The sequence below is a fragment of the Geodermatophilus sp. SYSU D00710 genome (assembly GCF_054050195.1).
The window spans coordinates 1-18,931 of the sequence record NZ_JBJGYX010000005.1 but is presented as its reverse complement, the minus strand read 5'-3'; the positions used below and the strand labels follow the sequence as shown (position 1 = coordinate 18,931).

20 protein-coding genes are annotated in these 18,931 nt (G+C 75.3%); 12 read left to right on the top strand and 8 right to left on the bottom strand.

Annotation, left to right across the window (positions count from 1 at the left end; translation table 11 throughout):
* Positions 1–7: 7 nt before the first annotated feature.
* The gene (locus tag ACI78U_RS03400) at positions 8–1,669 is read right to left on the bottom strand and encodes a peptide ABC transporter substrate-binding protein (protein ID WP_456873879.1); all 1,662 of its coding nucleotides are present in this window, start codon (positions 1,667–1,669) and stop codon (positions 8–10) included.
* A gap of 350 nt (positions 1,670–2,019) precedes the next feature.
* Between ACI78U_RS03400 and ACI78U_RS03395 the strand changes: the two genes are divergently transcribed.
* Entirely contained in the window at positions 2,020–2,190 is a 171-nt protein-coding gene (locus ACI78U_RS03395) for a CsbD family protein (protein WP_204693118.1), read from the top strand.
* Positions 2,191–2,305: 115 nt separating this feature from the next.
* Here the strand turns inward: ACI78U_RS03395 and ACI78U_RS03390 are convergent, their stop codons facing one another.
* Positions 2,306–3,082: a (deoxy)nucleoside triphosphate pyrophosphohydrolase gene (locus tag ACI78U_RS03390; protein WP_456873878.1), complete on the bottom strand. Its 777-nt coding sequence runs from the start codon at positions 3,080–3,082 to the stop codon at positions 2,306–2,308.
* A gap of 34 nt (positions 3,083–3,116) precedes the next feature.
* Between ACI78U_RS03390 and ACI78U_RS03385 the strand changes: the two genes are divergently transcribed.
* The 8 genes from ACI78U_RS03385 (at position 3,117) to ACI78U_RS03350 (ending at position 8,811) form a co-directional block, all read left to right on the top strand.
* The gene (locus tag ACI78U_RS03385; RefSeq protein ID WP_456873877.1) at positions 3,117–3,587 is read left to right on the top strand and encodes an RrF2 family transcriptional regulator; all 471 of its coding nucleotides are present in this window, start codon (positions 3,117–3,119) and stop codon (positions 3,585–3,587) included.
* A 34-nt stretch (positions 3,588–3,621) separates the two neighbouring features.
* Positions 3,622–4,230 carry an adenylyl-sulfate kinase gene (gene cysC, locus ACI78U_RS03380; protein WP_456873876.1) on the top strand — a complete coding sequence of 203 codons (609 nt, stop codon included), beginning with the start codon at positions 3,622–3,624 and terminating at the stop codon, positions 4,228–4,230.
* Positions 4,231–4,261: 31 nt separating this feature from the next.
* Positions 4,262–4,357 (top strand): putative leader peptide, encoded by a 96-nt coding sequence (locus ACI78U_RS03375; protein ID WP_456873875.1) that lies wholly within the window; start codon positions 4,262–4,264, stop codon positions 4,355–4,357.
* Positions 4,358–4,454: 97 nt separating this feature from the next.
* Positions 4,455–6,125 (top strand): nitrite/sulfite reductase, encoded by a 1,671-nt coding sequence (locus ACI78U_RS03370; RefSeq protein WP_456873874.1) that lies wholly within the window; start codon positions 4,455–4,457, stop codon positions 6,123–6,125.
* Complete coding sequence (locus ACI78U_RS03365; RefSeq protein ID WP_456873873.1) at positions 6,122–6,304, top strand: hypothetical protein; 183 nt, start codon at positions 6,122–6,124, stop codon at positions 6,302–6,304. The genes ACI78U_RS03370 and ACI78U_RS03365 overlap by 4 nt, the downstream gene beginning before the upstream one ends.
* Positions 6,301–7,011 (top strand): phosphoadenylyl-sulfate reductase, encoded by a 711-nt coding sequence (locus tag ACI78U_RS03360; protein ID WP_456873872.1) that lies wholly within the window; start codon positions 6,301–6,303, stop codon positions 7,009–7,011. The genes ACI78U_RS03365 and ACI78U_RS03360 overlap by 4 nt, the downstream gene beginning before the upstream one ends.
* Before the next feature lie 18 nt (positions 7,012–7,029).
* A complete protein-coding gene (locus ACI78U_RS03355; RefSeq protein ID WP_456873871.1) occupies positions 7,030–7,323 on the top strand; it encodes a 4a-hydroxytetrahydrobiopterin dehydratase in 294 nt (97 codons plus the stop codon).
* A 78-nt stretch (positions 7,324–7,401) separates the two neighbouring features.
* A complete protein-coding gene (locus ACI78U_RS03350; RefSeq protein WP_456873870.1) occupies positions 7,402–8,811 on the top strand; it encodes an NAD(P)/FAD-dependent oxidoreductase in 1,410 nt (469 codons plus the stop codon).
* A gap of 140 nt (positions 8,812–8,951) precedes the next feature.
* Here the strand turns inward: ACI78U_RS03350 and ACI78U_RS03345 are convergent, their stop codons facing one another.
* From ACI78U_RS03345 to ACI78U_RS03335, 3 genes are all read right to left on the bottom strand, one after another.
* Positions 8,952–10,937 carry a PhoX family protein gene (locus tag ACI78U_RS03345; protein ID WP_456873869.1) on the bottom strand — a complete coding sequence of 662 codons (1,986 nt, stop codon included), beginning with the start codon at positions 10,935–10,937 and terminating at the stop codon, positions 8,952–8,954.
* Between the two features lie 127 nt (positions 10,938–11,064).
* Entirely contained in the window at positions 11,065–11,457 is a 393-nt protein-coding gene (locus ACI78U_RS03340) for a DUF3037 domain-containing protein (RefSeq protein ID WP_456873868.1), read from the bottom strand.
* Positions 11,454–12,320: a HipA family kinase gene (locus ACI78U_RS03335; RefSeq protein WP_456873867.1), complete on the bottom strand. Its 867-nt coding sequence runs from the start codon at positions 12,318–12,320 to the stop codon at positions 11,454–11,456. Before ACI78U_RS03335 ends, ACI78U_RS03340 begins: the two co-directional genes overlap by 4 nt.
* Positions 12,321–12,344: 24 nt before the next feature.
* Here ACI78U_RS03335 and ACI78U_RS03330 point away from each other — a divergent pair, with 24 nt between their 5' ends.
* The 3 genes from ACI78U_RS03330 (at position 12,345) to ACI78U_RS03320 (ending at position 16,588) form a co-directional block, all read left to right on the top strand.
* Positions 12,345–12,893, top strand: coding sequence for a DUF1990 family protein (locus ACI78U_RS03330; protein WP_456873866.1), 549 nt, complete (start codon positions 12,345–12,347; stop codon positions 12,891–12,893).
* Positions 12,894–12,936: 43 nt separating this feature from the next.
* Complete coding sequence (locus ACI78U_RS03325; protein ID WP_456873865.1) at positions 12,937–14,118, top strand: serine hydrolase domain-containing protein; 1,182 nt, start codon at positions 12,937–12,939, stop codon at positions 14,116–14,118.
* Positions 14,119–14,380: 262 nt separating this feature from the next.
* A complete protein-coding gene (locus ACI78U_RS03320; protein WP_456873864.1) occupies positions 14,381–16,588 on the top strand; it encodes an MMPL family transporter in 2,208 nt (735 codons plus the stop codon).
* On the opposite strand, the gene ACI78U_RS03315 is transcribed toward ACI78U_RS03320, so the two are convergent.
* From ACI78U_RS03315 to ACI78U_RS03305, 3 genes are read right to left on the bottom strand one after another with little or no spacing between them, the layout of a single operon-like run.
* Positions 16,585–17,328, bottom strand: a complete 744-nt coding sequence (locus tag ACI78U_RS03315; protein WP_456873863.1) for an ABC transporter permease — start codon at positions 17,326–17,328, stop codon at positions 16,585–16,587. The two genes, ACI78U_RS03320 and ACI78U_RS03315, sit on opposite strands and share 4 nt — an antisense overlap.
* Complete coding sequence (locus tag ACI78U_RS03310) at positions 17,325–18,227, bottom strand: ATP-binding cassette domain-containing protein (RefSeq protein ID WP_456873862.1); 903 nt, start codon at positions 18,225–18,227, stop codon at positions 17,325–17,327. Before ACI78U_RS03310 ends, ACI78U_RS03315 begins: the two co-directional genes overlap by 4 nt.
* Positions 18,228–18,281: 54 nt before the next feature.
* Entirely contained in the window at positions 18,282–18,758 is a 477-nt protein-coding gene (locus ACI78U_RS03305; RefSeq protein WP_456874003.1) for a formate/nitrite transporter family protein, read from the bottom strand.
* Positions 18,759–18,931 lie beyond the last annotated feature (173 nt).

The window sequence follows — 18,931 nt, the reverse complement described above, 5'->3', positions numbered from 1 at the left end:
GCGGACGTCAGCTGTTGACGGTCACTCCGGCGACGTCGATGTCACCGAACACGTCGATCACCACGTCGCTCACGTTCTCCGAGTGAGCGGCCTGCTCCAGGTCGAAGAACATCGGGATGATCGGCATGTCCTCGAGCAGCAGGTCCTCGGCCTGGTTGTACAGCTCGATGGCCTCCTCGTTGCTGCCCGCGGAGTTGCCCTGCCGGATGAGCTCGTCGAACTCCGGGTTCTGGTAGAACGTGGCGTTCGAGCCCGCCGGGGGCAGGGCCGCGGTGCTGTACAGCGGCTCCAGGTAGTTCTGCGGGCTCGGGTAGTCCATGCTCCAGGCGAGGCGGAACGGCCCGGTCGCACCCTGCTCGTCGAGCAGCGGCAGGTACTCGGCGAAGTCGAGGTCCCCGCGGAGGGTGTACTCGATCCCGAGGTTCTCCCGGAGCTGGTTGCCGGCCGCCTGGACCCAGGCGTCGTGGCCGGCTCCGGCGTTGAACCACAGCTCGATGGGCTGGCTGCGGTCGAAACCGGCCTCGTCGAGCAGCTGGTTGGCCCGGTCGACGTCGAGCTCGCAGTACTCACAGGCACCCTCGCGGTAACCGTCGACCACCGGCGCGACGTAAGCGTCCGCGGGCGTGCGGCTGCCGTTGAAGATGGCGTCCGAGATCGCCTGGCGGTCGATGGCCATGGAGAAGGCCTGCCGCACCCGCGGGTCGGAGTAGCGCGGGTCGTAGGTCGGGAACCCGAGGTAGGTGAACCCGGACGACGGCGCCTCGAGGAAGCGGTCGCCGAGCTCGTCCGGGGCGGAGGCGAGGGCGTCCGGCGGCATGTCCGGGAGGACGTCGAGGTTGCCGCCCTGCAGGTCGGTGTAGCCGGTGTTCAGGTCGGCGTAGACCCGGAACTCGACGGAGTCGGCGTTGCCCGGCTGCTCCCCGGCGAAGTCCTCGTAGCGGGTCACGGTGAAGCCGGTGCCCGGGACGAAGTCCTCCTCGGCCTGGTAGGGGCCGTTGCCGACGGGTCGGGTACCGGCCGCCTCCGGGTCCTCGAAGAAGGACTCGGGCAGCGGGTAGAAGGCGTTGTAGCCGACCGTCACGGGGAACTGGGCGAAGGGGGTCGCCAGGGTGACCGTGAACGTCTGGTCGTCGACGACCTGCAGCCCGCTCATCTCCTGGGCAGCCGGCTCGCCGGTCGGCTCGCCGGTGGCTTCGTCGACGGGAGCCTGGAGGTCGTCGTAGCCCTGGATGTTGCTGAAGAAGTACGACGCGCCCTGGGCGTTCGGGCTGTAGGCGGTGTAGTTCCACGCGTCGACGAAGGACTGCGAGGTCACCGGAGTGCCGTCGTGGAAGGTCCAGCCGTCCTTGAGCGTCACGGTCCAGGTGGTGTTGTCCTCGGACTCGATCGACTCGGCGACACCGGTGTACTGCACCTCGCCGTCGGCGGCGTACTCGACCAGACCGGTCCACAGGGAGGAGATGACCTGGTGACCCTCGCTCTCCGTGGTGTTACCAGGGATCAGCGGGTTCTCGGGCTCGCCGATGTAGAGGCTGTAGGTGCCGCCACCCTCACCGCCACCGCCGCCGGTGCCCGACTCACTGTCGTCGCCGCCGCCACAGGCGGTCAGCAGCAGCGCGGCCGACAGGCCGGTCGCCACGAGCGCCGACCGGCGCTTGCTCAACTTCACGTGCGATGCCTCCCTCGTCCCGCAGCTGCGGGGGGAACGGACTGGTCGATGCTCACCCGGGCGCAGTGCCGGGCGTCGGCGTCCATCAGGTGAACACCCGGGATCGGTCCCGGAACGCCGCGAGCGACCCTAGGCAGCGCCGGGGATGACCGTCCACGACCGTCACCGGATTGTGACCCTGGCTCACGACCCGGTGGGCCGCGATGCAAAGGGGACGGTACGCCGCCTCCGTCACGACACGTGTTGCGGCCTCCAGGCGCTCAGCCCGCAGGACTTCCGCCGTCCGGGCGACCGGGGTGTCGGAACCGTACCCGGGGGTAACCCCTCGTCCCCCGAGAGAGGAGCTCACCGTGAGCGGGATCGACAAGATGAAGAACAAGGCCCAGGAGCTCTCCGGCGAGGGCAAGGAGCGCGTCGGCGAGGCGACCGGCGACCGCGACCTGCAGGCCGAAGGCGCCAACGACAAGGCGGCCGGCAACCTCAAGCAGGCCGGCGAGAAGGTCAAGGACGTGTTCAAGTAGAAGGACCCCTTCGCCCCCCGCCACTCGCTCCGCTCGCGGCGGGACCCTGCGAAGGAGCCGTTCCAGCACCTCACCGCACGGGCGCCGTCTCTCCGGGGACGGCGCCCGTGGCGTGTCAGGGGCGGCCGAGGAGGTCGCGGACGGCGGGCAGCAGCGGGCGGTCCGCGGCGATCCAGTCGAGGTGCTCGAGGTCGCCGGCGCGCACCCAGCGCAGGTCGCGGTGCTCGTGGGCCACCGGCTCGCCGGCGACCAGCCGCGCCTCCCAGACCCGCAGCGTCGAGGCGCCCGGGGCGCCGCCCGCGACGACGCCGTCGAGCGGGACCTCCCCCAGGAAGGCCCGCGGCGCCACGGTGATCCCGAGCTCCTCCGCGCACTCCCGCACCAGCGCGGCCTGCTGGTCCTCCCCCGGCTCCACCTTGCCGCCGGGGAACTCCCACAACCCGGCCAGCGGACCCGAGTCGCGCTGGGCGACCAGCACCTCGCCGCCGCAGGCGCCGTCCGCGCGGACGATCGCCGCCCCCACCACCTGGACGACGTCGAGCGCCCGCAGCGCCGCCGCCGCCGCGTAGCCGTCGAGGTGCCGCCGCATCGACCGCTGCACCCGGCGGCGCAGCACCGCCCGGTCGACCAGCCCGCTCAGCACGCCGGGCAGGCCGGTGTCCCACTCGACCTGCTCCTCGACGACGGTGCCGGCCCCGGTGGCCGTGAACGTGCGCGCGTGGGTCAGCCGCCGCCAGCCGGAACCGGGCCCGGCGGCGTAGAGGTCCGACACCGGGCGGGCCGACTCGACCTCCTCCAGCGGGAACGGCCAGGGGCGCCCCAGGGCCCGCGCGACGTCGAAGGCGACGGTCAGCGGCGCCGCCACGACGGTGGTGAAGTGCAACCGGTCCACGCCGCCACGGTCCCAGACGGGGCAGGATGAGCCCGTGCGCATCACGGCCCGGGTCGACTACGCCGTCCGCGCGGCGGTCGAGCTGGCCGCCGTCGCGCCGGACGCGCTGACCTGCGACCGCATCGCGCGGGCCCAGGACATCCCCTCCCGCTTCCTGCAGGGCATCCTCGGCGACCTCCAGCACGCCCGGCTGGTCACCAGCCAGCGGGGCCGCGAGGGCGGCTACCGGCTGGCGCTGCCGCCGTCGGAGATCTCCATCGCGCGCGTCATGCGAGTGGAGCAGGGGTTCCTCGCCGAGGTGCACGGCCAGCGGCCCGAGGACGTGAGCTACCCGGGGGTCGCCGCCGAGCTGGCCGGCGTCTGGGTGGCCGCCCGAGAGGCCTACCGGCGGGTGCTGGAGGAGGTCACGCTGGCCGACGTCGTCGCCGGGAAGCTGCCCGGCCACGTCGCCGAGCTGGTGGCGGTCGAGAGCGCCTGGCGCTCGTTCGGCGACGACCCCGCCTGACCGGCCCGCCCGGCGGCTGGGGAAGACTCGGCCGGTGAGCAGCGCACGGCAGCCCGGCGTCACCGTCTTCCTCACCGGCCTGTCCGGCGCGGGCAAGTCGACGATCGCCGACGCCCTGGTCGCACAGCTGGAGGCCGAGGGCCGGCCGGTGACCGTCCTCGACGGCGACGTCGTGCGCACCCACCTGTCCAGCGAGCTGTCCTACTCCCGCGCGGACCGCGACCTCAACATCCGCCGGATCGGCTTCGTCGCCGGCGAGGTGGTCCGGCACGGCGGCACCGCCGTCGTCGCCGCGATCGCGCCCTACGAGCAGGCGCGCGAGGAGGCGCGGGCGCTGGTCGAGCGGCACGGCCGGTTCGTGCTGGTGCACCTGGCCACCCCGCTGGAGGTCTGCGAGGCCCGCGACGTCAAGGGCCTCTACGCGCGGGCCCGGGCCGGGCAGATCTCCGGTTTCACCGGCATCGACGACCCCTACGAGCCGCCGGCGCGCGCCGAGGTGGTCATCGACACCTCGGTCACCCCGCTGGACGAGTCCGTGGCGCGCATCCGCGCGGCCATGGCAGGAGGACCCCGCCCTCCCCACCCCTCGCAGGCTCGGGGCGGTGCCCTGGACGGGGCCGACCGTGGCTCACCAACAGCGTGACCGCACGGGCGCCCCGCGCGGGTGTGCGACCATGGGGGGCGTGACGGACCGCGGCAGCCTGCTCGTCGCGCGTCTGCACGTCGACCTCGCCCGGGTCAGCAGCGCCGCCTGTCACGCCGCGCGCTGACCACCAGTCCCCCCGCGGCGCGAGTCGCGTCCCCGATCTGGCAGCGCGCTCCGCGCGGGTCACGAACCGGCGCGGACGGCGCAGGAAGTAGTGCACCGTGTCCGCTCCACCCCGTTCCAGCCGGCCGGTCCGCGGCCAGGGCCAGTGGGCGCTCGGCTACCGGGAGCCGCTGAACCCCAACGAGCGCATGAAGAAGGACTCCGACGGCCTCGAGGTCCGTCAGCGGATCCTCGACATCTACTCGAGGACCGGCTTCGACGGCATCGACCCCGGCGACCTGCGCGGCCGGATGCGCTGGATGGGCCTCTACACCCAGCGGGCCCCCGGCATCCCCGGCGGCAAGACCGCCGTCCTGGAGCCCGAGGAGCTCGAGGACTCCTACTTCATGATGCGGGTGCGCACCGACGGTGGGGCGCTGACCAGCGAGCAGCTGCGCACGCTGGGCGCCATCAGCACCGAGTTCGGCCGCGACGTCGCCGACGTCACCGACCGGCAGAACATCCAGTACCACTGGATCCGCATCGAGGACGTCCCCGAGATCTGGGAGCGGCTCGAGGCGGTCGGCATGACCACGACCGAGGCCTGCGGCGACACCCCGCGCGGCATGCTCAACTGCCCGCTGGCCGGCGTCCTCGAGGACGAGGTCGTCGACGCCACCGGCGTCATGGCGCAGACGGTGGCCCGCTACGTGGGCGACCCGGAGTTCAGCAACCTGCCCCGCAAGTGGAAGACGTCGATGTCGGGCTGCGTCGACCACTGCACCGAGCCCGAGATCGACGACGTCTCCTTCGTCGGCGTCGTCGGCCCGGACGGCGAGCCCGGCTACGACCTGTGGGTCGGCGGCGGCCTGTCGACCAACCCGATGTTCGCCCAGCGGGTCGGCGTGTTCGTCCGGCCGGAGGAGGTCACCGAGGTCTGGGCGGCCTGCACCTCGGTCTTCCGCGACTACGGCTACCGGCGGCAGCGCAACCGGGCCCGGATCAAGTTCCTCATGGCCGACTGGGGTCCGGAGAGGTTCCGGCAGGTGCTGCAGGACGAGTACCTGCACCGCGCGTTGCCCGACGGCCCCGCGGCCGCGCCGCCGAAGCACGAGTCGCGCGACCACGTCGGCGTCGCGCGGCAGAAGGACGGCCGCAACGCCGTCGGCTTCGCGCTGCGCACCGGCCGGATCACCGGGACGGTGCTCACCCGGATCGCCGACCTCGCCGACGAGTACGGCGCGGGCCGCATCCGGACGACGACGCAGCAGAAGATGGTGGTCCTGGACGTGCCCGACGAGCACGTGGAGGACCTCGTCGCCGCGCTCGCCGAGCACGACCTGCTGGTGCGCCCGAGCGCCTTCCGCCGCGGCACCATGGCCTGCACCGGCCTGGAGTTCTGCAAGCTCGCGATCGTCGAGACCAAGCAGCACGCCCAGGACCTCTACGCCGAGCTGGAGAAGCGGCTGCCCGGCTTCGACGAGCCGATCGGCATCAACGTCAACGGCTGCCCGAACAGCTGCGCCCGCTTCCAGACCGCCGACATCGGTCTCAAGGGCTCGATGGTGCGCGACGACTCCGGCGAGATGGTCGAGGGCTTCCAGGTGCACCTGGGCGGGCACCTCGGGGTCGAGGCGGCCTTCGGCCGCAAGTTCCGCGGCCACAAGGTGACCAAGGCCGAGACCGCCGACTACTGCGAGCGGGTGCTGCGCGGCTACCTCGAGCGGCGCCAGCCCGGTGAGCGGTTCGCCGCGTACGTCGCGCGGGCCGAGGAGGCCTGGCTGCTGTGAGCGACGAGGCCGACACGCCCTCGGGCGGAAGGCAGCGCCAGCTCCCCGTGTTCCACTGCCCGTACTGCGGTGACGAGGAGCTGACCCCCACCGGGGAGTCCGGCGGCGAGTGGCACTGCGCCGCCTGCCTCCGCACGTTCACCGTCCGCCTGACCGGGACAGGGGTGCAGCGACCATGACCACCGCCGTGCGTGCCACGCCGGAGCTGGCCGCGGAGGCCGACGCCCGGTTCGAGAGGATCGCCGACCCGGTCGAGCAGGCCCTCGCCGTCCTCCGCTGGGCCGGCGAGACCTTCGGCGACGACTTCGCCATCACCTCGTCGATGGCCGACGGGCTGCTCGCCCACCTGGCCTCCCGGGCGGTCCCGGGCGTGCACGTCGTCTTCCTCGACACCGGCTACCACTTCGCCGAGACGATCGGCACCCGCGACTGGATCAGCGGCGTCCTGCCGATCACGCTGGTCAACGTGACGCCAGCGCAGACGGTGGCCGAGCAGGACGCCGAGCACGGCCCGGAGCTGCACCGGCGCGACCCCGACCTGTGCTGCTCGCTGCGCAAGGTGCAGCCGCTGGCGACGGCGCTGGCCGGGTACGCGGCGTGGGGCTCGGGGGTGCGTCGCGACGAGGCCGCCACCCGCGCGGGGACCCGGGTCGTCGACTGGGACGCCAAGCGGGGCATGGTCAAGGTCAACCCGCTGGCCGCCTGGACGCAGGCCGACGTCGACGCCTACGTCGCCGAGCACCAGGTGCCGGTGAACCCGCTGCACGAGCTGGGCTACGCCTCCATCGGCTGCGAGCCCTGCACCCGGCCGGTCGCCCCGGGCGAGGACCCGCGAGCCGGACGCTGGGCCGGCCGCGGCAAGACCGAGTGCGGCCTGCACCTCTGAACCGGTAGGACTGCCACCGTGCCCCGACCGCCGAAGCTGTCCCCCGAGGAGCTCACCGCCGCGCTGGCCGACCTGCCGCTGTGGTCGGGCGACCCCGCGGGGCTGCGCCGCAGCGTGGAGCTGCCGACCTTCGCCGACGCCGTGGCCGCGATCGTGCGGATCGGCTTCGTCGCCGAGCAGCTCGACCACCACCCGGACGTCGACCTGCGCTGGCGGACCCTGCACCTGACGCTGGTCAGCCACTCCGCCGGCGGGGTCAGCGAGCTCGATCTGGAGCTCGCGCGGCGGATCGACGCGCTCCTCCCCGGCTGAGGCGACCGGAGCCCAAGGACTCTCCCGGCCCGCCCCTCCGCGCTCCTAGCGTGCGGCAGGGAGCGGGAGGAGGCCGCCATGGCCGACGTCGTCGTGCTCGGTGGCGGGGTGTGCGGGCTCGCCTCGGCGCTGCTGCTGGCCCGCGACGGGCACGAGGTGACCGTCCTGGAGCACGACCCCGACCCGGTGCCGGGCACGCCCGAGGAGGCGTGGCAGCAGTGGCACCGCGGCGGGGTCGCGCAGTTCCGCCAGCCGCACTACCTGCAGCCGCGGGCGCGGCTGGTCCTCGACGCCGAGCTGCCGGACGTGAGCGCCGCCCTCGCCGCCGCCCACGCCGTCCGCTTCGACACCCTGACCACGGCCCCGCCCACGGTGCCGCCGCTGGACCGGCGGCCGGACGACGACCGCCACGTCACCCTGACCGCCCGCCGCTGCGTGCTCGAGCAGGTCCTCGGCCGGACCGCCGACGAGCAGCCGGGCCTGCGGGTCCGGCGCGGCGTGACCGTCACCGGCCTGCTCACCCGGCCGCTGGACGGGCGCCCGCACGTCACCGGCGTCGCCACGACCGACGGCGAGGTGGCCGCCGACCTCGTCGTCGACGCCACGGGCCGGCGCTCGCCGCTGCCGCGGTGGCTGCTCGAGGCCGGCGGCGCCCCGGTGCAGGAGGAGTCGGTGGACAGCGGGTTCACCTACTACACCCGCTACTTCCGGTCCCGCGACGGCCGCCTGCCGGAGCCCCGCGACCGGCTCAACGTCGCCCTCGGCTCCTTCTCGGTGCTCACCCTGCCCGCCGACTCCGGCACCTGGTCGGTGACCCTCTACACCGCCTCCCACGACCGGCCCCTCAAGGAGCTGCGGCACGAGGCTGCGTGGACGGCGGTCGTGGCGGCCTGCCCCCGACAGGCGCACTGGCTCGACGGCGAGCCGCTGACCGGGGTCCTGCCGATGGCGGGGATCCTCGACCGGCACCGCCGGCTGTCCGACGGCGAGCGCCCGGTGGCCACCGGCATCGCCCCCGTGGCCGACGCGTGGGCCTGCACGAACCCCTCGATCGGCCGGGGCATCGCGCTCGGCCTGGTGCACGCGGTCGCGCTGCGCGAGGTCGTCCGGCAGCACCTCGGCGACCCCGAGGAGTTCGCGGCGGCGTGGGACGCGGAGACCGAGGCCCGGCTGACCCCCTGGTACCGGGCCACCGTCGCCGTCGACCGGGCCCGGCTCGCCGACATGGACGCCGCGCGGGAAGGCCGTCCCCCGCCCCAGCCGCACGGGCCGGCCGCGCTCGGCCCCGCGCTGGCCCGGGCCATGGCGTTCGACAGCGAGGTCTACCGCGCGTTCATGGAGGTGGTGGACTGCCTGACCCTGCCCGCGGAGCTGTTCACCCGCCCCGGGTTCACCGACCGGGTCCTGCAGGTGGCCGGCGAGCACGAGGCTCCACCGCCGGCCGGCCCGACCCGCGAGCAGCTCCTGGAGCTCGTCGGGGCGACCTGACCCCGGGGGGCGCCCTCCCGGTGGTCAGTCCGTGACGGGGAGCACCGGCAGCCGCAGCAGCCGGTCGGCCGCGTCCGCAGCGGGTGCGACGGCGGCGCCGGGCCCTCCCGCGAGGTCCCGGCGCCGCCGTCGTACCGGGGTCAGGAACCGACGACCCCGCCGTCGTCCTTGGTGATGACCACCGTGGCCGACCGGGGCGTGGTCACGCCGTCGAGCCGGGGCCAGGTGCTGCCGCCGTTCTCCCCGGGGTGCTGCAGGTTGACGAACAGCGTGCGCCGGTCCGGCGTCGTGGCGATGCCGGTGACCTCGCAGCCGACCACGCCGGTCAGGAAGCGGCGCACCTCGGGCTCCTGGTCGAACGGCGCCGAGGCGTCGGCGGCCAGCATCTGGTTGTTCGCCTGCGCCGGCTGGGTGCCGTCGGTCTGGATCCAGGCGCGGCCGTCGGGGTCGACCCACAGGCCGTCGGGTGAGCCGAAGGCGTCCTCGGGCGCGACGGTCGAGCCGTCGACGCCGCCCCCGGGGCCGGCCAGCAGGAACAGGTCCCAGCGGAACGACGTCGCGGTGTGGTCGCCGCCGGCCTCCTCCCAGCGCACGACGTGGCCCCAGCGGTTGGACACCCGGGGGTTGGGGCCGTTCGCGGTGGCGCGGGTCGTGTTGTTGGTCAGCGTCAGGTAGACCGTGCCGGTGCGCGGGTCGACCGCGCTCCACTCCGGCCGGTCCATCGGCGTGGCCCCGCCCCGCGTGGCGGCCTGCCGGGTGCGCACCAGGACCGCCGCCTGGTCGGCGAACCCGTTGGCCGCGGTGAGCCCGTTCTGCCCGTGCACCAGCGGGATCCACGTCCCGGTGCCGTCCTCGGCGAAGCGGGCGACGTACAGGGTCCCCTCGTCGAGGGGGCTGACGCCCTGCCGGCGCATCTGCTCCCACGGGCGGGCGCTGACGTACTTGTAGACGTACTCGTTGACCTGGTCGTCGCCCATGTACACGACCAGCCGGCCGTCGCGGGCGGTGTGCGCGGTGGCGTCCTCGTGCTTGAGCCGGCCCAGCGCGGTGCGCTTCACCGGCACCGACCGCGGGTCGAGCGGGTCGATCTCCACCACCCAGCCGAAGCGGTTGGGCTCGTGGGCGTCACCGGGGCGGACGACGAAGCGCGGGTCGTGGTCGGCCCAGTAGTAGGAGTCGCCGCCGACGCCGTAGCGGGCGAGGTCGGCCTGGTCGGCGGGGTCGTAGGTGCCCGGCTCCACGCGGAAGTAGCCGTTGAAGTTCTCCTCGCAGGTCAGGTAGGTGCCCCACGGGGTCTCGCCGTTGCCGCAGTTGTTGATCGTGCCCAGCGGCGTGCGGCCGGCCGGGTCGGCGGCGGTGCGCAGCAGCTGGCTGCCCGCGGCCGGACCCGAGAAGGCCATCGGCGTGGTCGCGGTGATCCGCCGGTTGAGCGGCGAGCGGACGACGGTCCAGCCGTTGCGGCCCTGCCGGCGGACCTCGACGACGCTCACGCCGTGCGCGTTCTGCGACTTGCGCACCATCTCGGCGGTGTACTCGGCCCGCGGCGGCCGCGTGCTGGTCCCGGTCTGCAGGTAGTTCTCGTCGGTGTACTCGTGGTTCAGCACGAGCACGCCGTGCTGGTTGCCGGCAGCGGCCGGGCGCACCGGGAAGTAGGTCATGCCGTCGTGGTGGGTGCCCACCTGCTGGGCCTGCTCGTCGGCGGTGTTGCCGCCGGCGGTCGGCAGGCCGGGCCGGAACGCCGGGAAGGAGCCGGTGATCGGCGTCCCCCACGGGATGAAGGGAACGGCCGTGTAGCCCGGCGGCACGACGACCTCGTCGGCGGTGCTCGGTGCGATCGCCTGGAAGCCCAGCACGGGGCCGGCGGGCGCGGGCGCACCAGGGGTGCCGCCGGGAGCGGCGGAGGCGGCCGGCGTCCGGACGAGCGAGGAGGTGAGGAACCCGGCGGCGGCCAGCATGCCGCCGGCGATCACCGACCGGCGGGACAGCCGGGCCTCGGCCACGGCCCAGAAGGGCCGCTCGGTCGTCGGGTTGGACGAGGTGTCGTCCGGGTCGTCGCTGACGTCGAACCCCACCTCCGCGGGGAGCTCGTCGGGCACGTCGGCGGGACGCTCGGGCGTCAGGGTCATGAGAGGGCTGCTCCGGACTCGGGTGTGCGGGTCGGCGGGGACGCTAGGAGCGCCGCGCGACGTCCCGCCGTCCCCGCGGTGACCAGCCGGGGAACGTGTGGGTCACCGCCCGTTCACCCGGCTGTGCTCACTCCGTGACGGGGAGTACCAACAGCCGCAGCAGCCGGTCGGCCTCGGCGGCGGGGTCCTCGGTCAGCCCGGTGTGCACCGGCCCGGGCTGCACGACGGTGCTGCGCGGGGCGGTGAGCCAGCGGAAGCGCGAGCCCAGCGCCTCCCGGCCCGCGGCGCCCGCGGCGGGGTCGGCGGCGCACACGTCCGCGGCGGCCTGCAGCGCCTGGCCGATCGCGTCGGGGTCGGCGGTCGGGTCCAGCGCCCGCAGCCGGTCGACGTCGAGGTGCACCCGGCTGCCGAGGTAGTCGCGCTGCCGGCAGTAGACGAGGACGCCGGCGTTGAGCGACTCGCCCCGCTCGACCCGCGGCACCACGCGCAGCACGGCGTACTCGAAGGTCTCGCGGCTCACCGCTGCGTGACCCCCTCGGGCGGGGGCGGCCCCAACCAGGCCGGCCGGTTCTCCCCGCGCGGCGCCCGCCGGCGCGACCCGCCCGCCGCGGCCGCGGCCACCACCCCGGGCAGCCACGCGTCCCGCGCGGCCAGGCGGGCCAGCAACTGGGCGACGTAGCGCTCGCGGACGTCGTCGGGGGCCTCCCCGGGCTCGGGGCCCTCCAGCCAGTCGTCGGGCACCTGGCGCAGGACCTCCTCCAGCAGCGGGCGGGTGACCCGGCCGGCGAGCGCCGCGTCGGCCGCGCGGACGTCGGGCGAGCACTCGAGGAGCGCGTGCTGCGCGGCGTCGTAGGGGCGGGCGACGGCGGCCGGCGCGCCGGGCCAGTGGTGGTGGAAGGTCAGCGCGGCGCCGTGGTCGATCAGCTGCAGCCGCCCGTGCCAGAACAGCATGTTCGGGTTGCGCCACGACCGGTCGACGTTGCCCACCAGCGCGTCGAACCACAGCACCCGCCCGGCCTGCTCGGAGCCCACCGAGCCGGCGCCGGCCTCGAAGTCCAGCGCGCCGGGCAGGTAGTCCAGGCCCAGGTTGGGGCCGGCCGAGCGCTGCAGCAGCTCCTGCACCTCGGGGTCGGGCTCGCCCACGGCCAGCTCGGGCGCGACGTCCACGGTGACCAGCGCGGGCACCGGGAGGGCCAGCGCGCGGGCGAGCTCGCCGCAGACCACCTCGGCGACCAGCACCCGCACGCCCTGGCCGGCGGCGCGCCACTTGACCACGTAGGTGCCCAGGTCGTCGGCCTCCATGAGCCCGGGCAGCGAGCCACCCTCGCGCAGCGGGGTGACGTAGCGGGTGGCGGTGACGGCGGGCAGCACAGTGCCGGTCAACCTACGCCGGTCCACACTGCACGCATGGGCCTGTTCCGGGCCGCGTCGCCCGAGGGCCTCCGCGACGCGCCGCTCACCTACGCCGAGGTCGGCGCCACGCGGGACGCCGAGCTGCCGGCCGGCTACCTGCACGGCGAGTGGTGCGAGACGGTCGGCGCGGGCCGGGACACGTTCGAGCGGGTGGCGGCGGCGGTCCTCGACTGGACGCCGCAGCGCAGCGTGGGGCTGCGGGTGCGGGCGAGCGGGCCGGCGGGCGAGGTCGGCACCGTCGTCGTCCTCACCGCGGGGCTGTGGCGGCTGGGCTACGACATCCCCTGCCGGGTGGTGTGGGCGTCGACCACCGGGGAGGAGCGCGGCTTCGCCTACGGCACCCTGCCCGGGCACCCGGAGAGCGGCGAGGAGTGCTTCACCGTGCGGCTGGCCGAGGACGGCGACGTCGTCGTCTCGATCCGGGTGTTCTCCCGGCTGGCCACGCCGGCCGCCCGCGCCGTCCCCCCGGTCAGCCGGTTCGTGCAGGGCCTGGCCACCCGCCGCTATCTGTCCGCCCTGCGCCGCGCCGCCCGCGGCCGATGACTCGCGGCCGATGACTTCCGCGTCCCCGGCCGGTCGGCAGGAGATGGGACTGGTGCAGGACGTGGCGCAGGTGGTGGGCCGCGCGGTGGCCGCCGGGGCGGTGCCGGGCGCGGCCTGGAGGGTGGCCCGCGACGGCGAGGTCGCCCGCGGAGCCGCCGGCACGCACACCCCCGGCGGGGACGACGCGGTCACCCCCGACACCGTCTTCCGCATCGCCTCGGTCACCAAGCCGGTGGTCGCCGCCGCCGCGCTCACGCTGGTCGACGACGGCACGCTGGGCCTCGACGACCCGGTCGACGCCCACCTGCCCGAGCTGGCCGGCCCGCGTGTGCTCGCCGACCCCGCCGACCCCTCCGCTGGCACCGTCCCGGCCCGGCGGCCGGTCACTGTGCGCGACGTCCTCACGCTGCGGCTCGGGACCGGTCTCGACTTCACCGCCCCCTGGCCGACGCCGACCGTGGCCGCGCCGGGGGAGGCGGGGCTGCCGGCCGGTCCCCCGGCACCGCAGGCCGCGCCGCCCCCGGACGAGTGGCTGCGCCGGCTGGCCTCGGTGCCGCTGGCGTACCAGCCCGGGGAGCGCTGGCTCTACCACACCGGCGCGAGCGTGCTGGGCGTGCTGGTGTCCCGCGCCGCGGGCCGCCCGCTGCCCGAGGTGCTCGGCGATCGGGTGCTGGCGCCGCTGGGGATGACCAGCACCGGCTTCGGCGTCCTCGACGGCGCCCGGGACCGGCTCGGGCCGCATTGGACACCGCGGGGCGAGGACGGCCGGCGCGGGCTCTACGACCCGCCCGACGGCCAGTGGGCCGCCCCGCCGTCCTTCCCCGACGGCGGGGACGGGCTGGTCTCCACCGTCGACGACCTCGCCACGTTCGCCGCGATGCTGCTGGCCGGCGGCCGCACGCCGTCCGGGCAGCGGGTGCTCGCCGAGCACACCGTCGCCGCCATGCTCACCGAGCAGGCCGGCCCGGTCGACGCCGAGGGCGGCGGCTGGGGGCTGGGCATCGGCGTGCGCCGGGAGGACGAGCCACGGGGCCGGCACGCCGGCTCCTTCGGCTGGGACGGCGGGCTGGGCGGCTCCTGGTGGACCGACCCTGTCACCGGGACGACGGCGGTGCTGCTGACCAACCAGATGTGGGCCTCGCCCGCTCCCCCGCCGGTGTTCGACGACGTCCGCGCGGTCGCCTTCGGCCCGCGCCGGACGTCGGCCCCGGTCGAGCCCGGCTGAGGCCGAGCAGTCGGACGTCGCGCCGCGCCGCTCCCGGTTCCGCGCCGCGGCTCCGGCGGCCATGCTGCCCTCCGGGCCGCCGGGACGACGTTCCGGCCGCCCGGAGGGCAGCGGACACGGGGGCGGATGTGGACGAGGGGTGCGCTGGTCGTGTCGCCGGAGGGACAGGCGACGTGTCGCGAGGACGACAGCTCCCCACGCGGGTCTCCCGGACGGTGCGCTGAGAGCGGGACCAGCCCGTTCCCGGGACGAGGGAGAGGCCGTGTTCGAGGCACTGGGTCGCGCCGTGTACCGCCGGCGCCGGTGGGTCCTGGCACTCTCCCTGTCGTTCGTCGCCCTCGCCGGCGCCTGGGGCACCGGCGTCTTCGGCCAGATGACCGGCGGCGGCTTCTTCGACCCCGACAGCGAGAGCTCGCGGGCCGCCGTGGTGGCCGAGCGAGAGCTGGGCCGCAGTGCCGCCGACGTCGTCGTCCTGTACTCCAGTGAGGCGGCGACGGTCGACGACCCCGCCTACGCCGAGGCGGTCACCTCCACGCTCGACGCCCTGCCCGAGGAGGACGTGCTGCGCACGGTGTCGTGGTTCGACACGGGCGCGGCGTTCCTGGTGAGCGACGACCGGCGCAGCACCTACGCCGTCCTCAGCCTGCGAGGGGACGAGGACGAGCGGGAGGACGTCCTCGACGCCATCGAGGAGGACCTGGCCGCCCCGGGCCTGACCACCCGGCTCGGCGGCGAGGTGACTCTCAACCGGGACATGAACACCCAGGTCAGCGAGGACATCGCGACGGCGGAGACGATCTCGCTGCCGATCCTGGCGATCCTCCTCGTCGTGATCTTCGGCGGCCTCGCCGCGGCCGCGCTCCCCCTCGCCATCGGCGTGACCGCGATCCTCGGCTCGTTCGCGGCGCTGCGGGCGTTCGGGCTGGTCACCGACGTGTCGGTCTTCGCGGTCAACGTGGTGACCGTGCTGGGCCTCGGGCTGGCGATCGACTACGGGCTGTTCGTGGTCAGCCGGTTCCGCGAGGAGGTGCGCCGCCAGCCGAGCGTCGAGGACGCCCTGGCCCGGACCATGGCCACGGCCGGCCGCACGGTCGCCGTCTCCGGGGTCACCGTCGCGCTCTCCCTGGCCGGTCTGCTGATCTTCCCCCAGGTCTTCCTGCGCTCCATGGGCTTCGGCGGGATGAGCGCCGTCCTGATCGCCATGCTGGCCGCGCTCACCCTCCTCCCGGCGCTGCTCGCCGTGCTCGGGCCCCGCGTCGACGCGCTCTCCGTGCGCTCGCTGGTCCGCCGTCGACGCCGGCGGCCCGCGCACGCCCGCGAGCGCGAGGGGACCTGGTACCGGATCGCCCACAGCGTGATGCGCCGTCCGGTCGTGTACGCCGTCGTGGTGGGTGGGCTGCTGGTCGCGCTGGCCCTGCCGTTCGCACGCGCGGAGTTCGGCGGCATCGACGTGCGCGCCATGCCCGAGGGAGCGGAGAGCCGGGTGGTCGCCGAGACGATCGAGCGGGACTTCCCGCCGGCTCCGTCCGGTCCGGTCGAGGCCGTCCTCACCCTGCCCGGCGCCGCGGACGCACCCGAGGGCGCCGCGGCGCTCCAGTCCTACGTCGCCGCGGTCGCGGCCGTCCCGGGCGTGGACGGCGCCACGGTCGCCGAGGTGGCCGGGAGCACGGCACGGGTGGTGGTCGCCGCCGACGTGAACGCGATGGGCGCCGAGGGCCGGGAGCTGGTGGCCGCGATCCGGCAGGTGCCCGCGCCCGAGGGCGCCGTCGTCCTCGTCGGCGGCGCGGCAGCGGTGTACGCCGACCTGCTCGACAGCCTCGGCGCGCTGCTCCCGTGGATGGCCCTGCTGGTGGCGGTGACGTCGTTCGTGCTGCTGTTCCTGGCCTTCGGCTCGGTCGTGCTGCCGGTCAAGGCCGTGCTGATGAACGTCCTGTCGCTGGGCGCCTCCTTCGGCGCGCTGGTGTGGATCTTCCAGGACGGGCACCTCTCCGGGTTCCTGGACTTCACACCGACCGGGTTCGTCGAGGCCACCTCGCCGATCCTGGTGCTCGCCATCGTCTTCGGGCTGTCGATGGACTACGAGGTCTTCCTCATGTCCCGCATCCGGGAGCAGTACGACCTGACCGGCGACAACACCACCGCCGTGGCCACCGGGCTGCAGCGCACCGGCGGCATCATCACCAGCGCGGCGCTGCTGCTCGTCGTCGTGATCGGCGCCTTCTCCGTCTCCGGCGTCGTGCTGATCAAGATGATCGGCATCGCGATGCTCATCGCGATCGTGATCGACGCGACCATCGTGCGGGCCCTCCTCGTGCCGGCCACCATGCGGCTCCTCGGCCGGGCGAACTGGTGGGCGCCCGAGCCGCTGGGCCGGCTCTACGTCCGCTACGGGATCCGCGAGTCCGGCACCGGACCGGCCCCCACGGCGGGCCGGGAGCTCGCCGCCGCGGTGGCGTCCGGCCCCCGCTAGACGTCGCGCCGCTCGAGCAGCAGCGCACCGGCGACCCACGCGGCGGCGGCCCATGCCCCGGCCACCGCCAGGCCCACCGGCCAGCTCGTGGGGACGGCGAGGAACGCGTCCTCCCCCACCCGCAGCGCGGGCATCGCCTGCGACAGCAGCTCGGCCGTGCGCCCGCCGGCCAGCGCCAGCGCCGGCGGGGCGACGAACACCAGCGCGATGCCGAGCCCGAGCGCCCCGGCGGTCGAGCGGAGCACCGCGCCCAGCCCCGCGGCCAGCACGGTGACCAGCACCGCCCCGGCCACCTGCAGGCCGGCCGGGCGGAGCACGTCCGGGTCGGTGAACGACACGCCGCCGGGCACCGCGACCAGCACCCGCGCGGCCAGCACGCACCCGGCCACCAGCAGCGCGGTGGTCAGCGCCGTCCACGCCGCGACGACGGCGGTCTTGGCCGCCAGCAGCCGCGTCCGGCGCGGCACCGCCACCAGCGAGGCCAGCGCCATGCCGGTGGCGGACTCCGCGGTCACCGCCAGCACCCCGAGGACGACGAGCACCACCTGCCCGAACGCGAAGCCGGTGAGCACCACCCCGACGGCGGAGTCAGCGGTGGGCGCGCTGGTGGTGGTCGCGGCGGCCAGCCAGGCGAAGGAGCCCACCACCAGCACGTACACGGCGGCGCACCACCAGGTCGAGCGCAGCGTCCGCAGCTTGGTCTGCTCGCTGCGCAGCACCGCGGTCAGCGTGACGCTCACGCCGCCCCCGCCCGGTACTCGACGTCCTCGCCGGTGAGCGCCAGGTAGGCGGCCTCCAGCGAGGCCACCACCGTGGTCAGCTCGTGCACCGGCGCGGCGGCGGCGAAGGCGACGTCGCCGACGGCCGCGGCGTCGAGCCCGGCCACCCGCAACGAGCCGTCGGCCTCCGCGAACACCGCGGCACCGGCCCGGTGCAGCGCGGCGGCCAGCTGCGGCGCGCGGGGGCTGCGGACCCGCACCGCGGCGCCGCGGCCCAGCAGGTCGGCCATGGCGACGTCGGCCAGCAGCCGGCCACGGCCGAGGACGACCAGGTGGTCGGCGGTGTCCTCCATCTCGCTCATGAGGTGGCTGGACACCAGCACGGTGCGGCCCTCGCCGGCGAGGTCGCGCAGCAGCCCGCGCACCCACCGGATGCCCTCGGGGTCCAGGCCGTTGACCGGCTCGTCGAGCAGCAGCACCTCGGGGTCGCCGAGCAGCGCCGCGGCGATGCCCAGCCGCTGGCCCATGCCGAGGGAGAAGCCGCGGACCCGCTCGTGCGCCACGGCGCCCAGCCCCACCAGCTCGACGACGTCGTCGACGCGGGACGCGGGCAACCCGTTGCTCTGCGCCAGCGCGAGCAGGTGGGCGTACGCGGTGCGGCCGGGGTGGCGGGCCCGCGGGTCGACCAGCGCGCCCACCCGCCGCATCGGGACGTCGAGCTCCCGGTACGGCACGCCGAGGACGGTCGCGGTGCCCGCGGTGGGCCGGGTCAGGCCCAGGACGCAGCGCATCGTCGTCGTCTTGCCCGAGCCGTTGGGCCCGAGGAAGCCGGTGACCCGGCCCGGGGAGACGGTGAAGGACACGTCGTCGACGGCGACGCGGGTGCGGTAGCGCTTGGTCAGCCCGTCGACCCTGATCACGCCGACAGTCTGGCCACCGGAGGCGCCCGGCCCGCGCAGGCTCGGCGCGCGTCCTCACTCCTCGGCGGCGGCCGCGGCCCGCTCCCGCTGCAGCAGCTCCTTGCTGCGCACCAGGCGCAGGAGCGTGACGACCAGCAGCCCGCCGGCCATGTTGAGCAGCGTCACGTACCAGAACCAGGCGAGCCACTCGCCGTAGCCGAAGGGCGCCGTGCCGGTGTGGATGGCGCCGAAGGCCAGCAGCGAGTCCAGGACCGAGTGGAAGAGCTGCATCCCGGCGAGGACGAACGCGCCGGCCACCGCGGCCACGATCTTCGCGCCGTCGGCGGCGGTGCCGTTCTGCATGCGGGTCATCAGCGTGATGACGACGCCGCCGAGGAAGGCCAGGCACACCGCGCGCAGGTCCAGCGGCGACTCGACGAAGTGCCGCGCCGACTCGACCAGCGTGGGTCCCAGCTCGGGGAAGCCGTGCGCGACCAGCCACATGAACAGCCAGCCGCCGACCAGGTTGGCCACCAGCGTCCCCGACCACAGCCGGGGGGGGGGGGGGGGGGGGGGGGGGGGGGGGGGGGGGGGGGGGGGGGGGGGGGGGGGGGGGGGGGGGGGGCGGGGGGGGGGGGGGGGGGGGCGGGGGGGGGGGGGGGGGGGGGGGGGGGGGGGGGGGGGGGGGGGGGGGGGGGGGGGGGGGGGGGGGGGGGGGGGGGGGG

What these genes read in the sequence shown, in the direction of transcription:
- ACI78U_RS03375 (WP_456873875.1), top strand. Translation starts at nt 4,262, where the DNA reads ATGGGGGGCGTGACGGACCGCGGCAGCCTGCTCGTCGCGCGTCTGCAC.
- ACI78U_RS03360 (WP_456873872.1), top strand. Translation starts at nt 6,301, where the DNA reads ATGACCACCGCCGTGCGTGCCACGCCGGAGCTGGCCGCGGAGGCCGAC.
- ACI78U_RS03350 (WP_456873870.1), top strand. Translation starts at nt 7,402, where the DNA reads ATGGCCGACGTCGTCGTGCTCGGTGGCGGGGTGTGCGGGCTCGCCTCG.
- ACI78U_RS03345 (WP_456873869.1), bottom strand. Translation starts at nt 10,937, where the DNA reads ATGACCCTGACGCCCGAGCGTCCCGCCGACGTGCCCGACGAGCTCCCC.
- ACI78U_RS03330 (WP_456873866.1), top strand. Translation starts at nt 12,345, where the DNA reads ATGGGCCTGTTCCGGGCCGCGTCGCCCGAGGGCCTCCGCGACGCGCCG.
- ACI78U_RS03325 (WP_456873865.1), top strand. Translation starts at nt 12,937, where the DNA reads ATGGGACTGGTGCAGGACGTGGCGCAGGTGGTGGGCCGCGCGGTGGCC.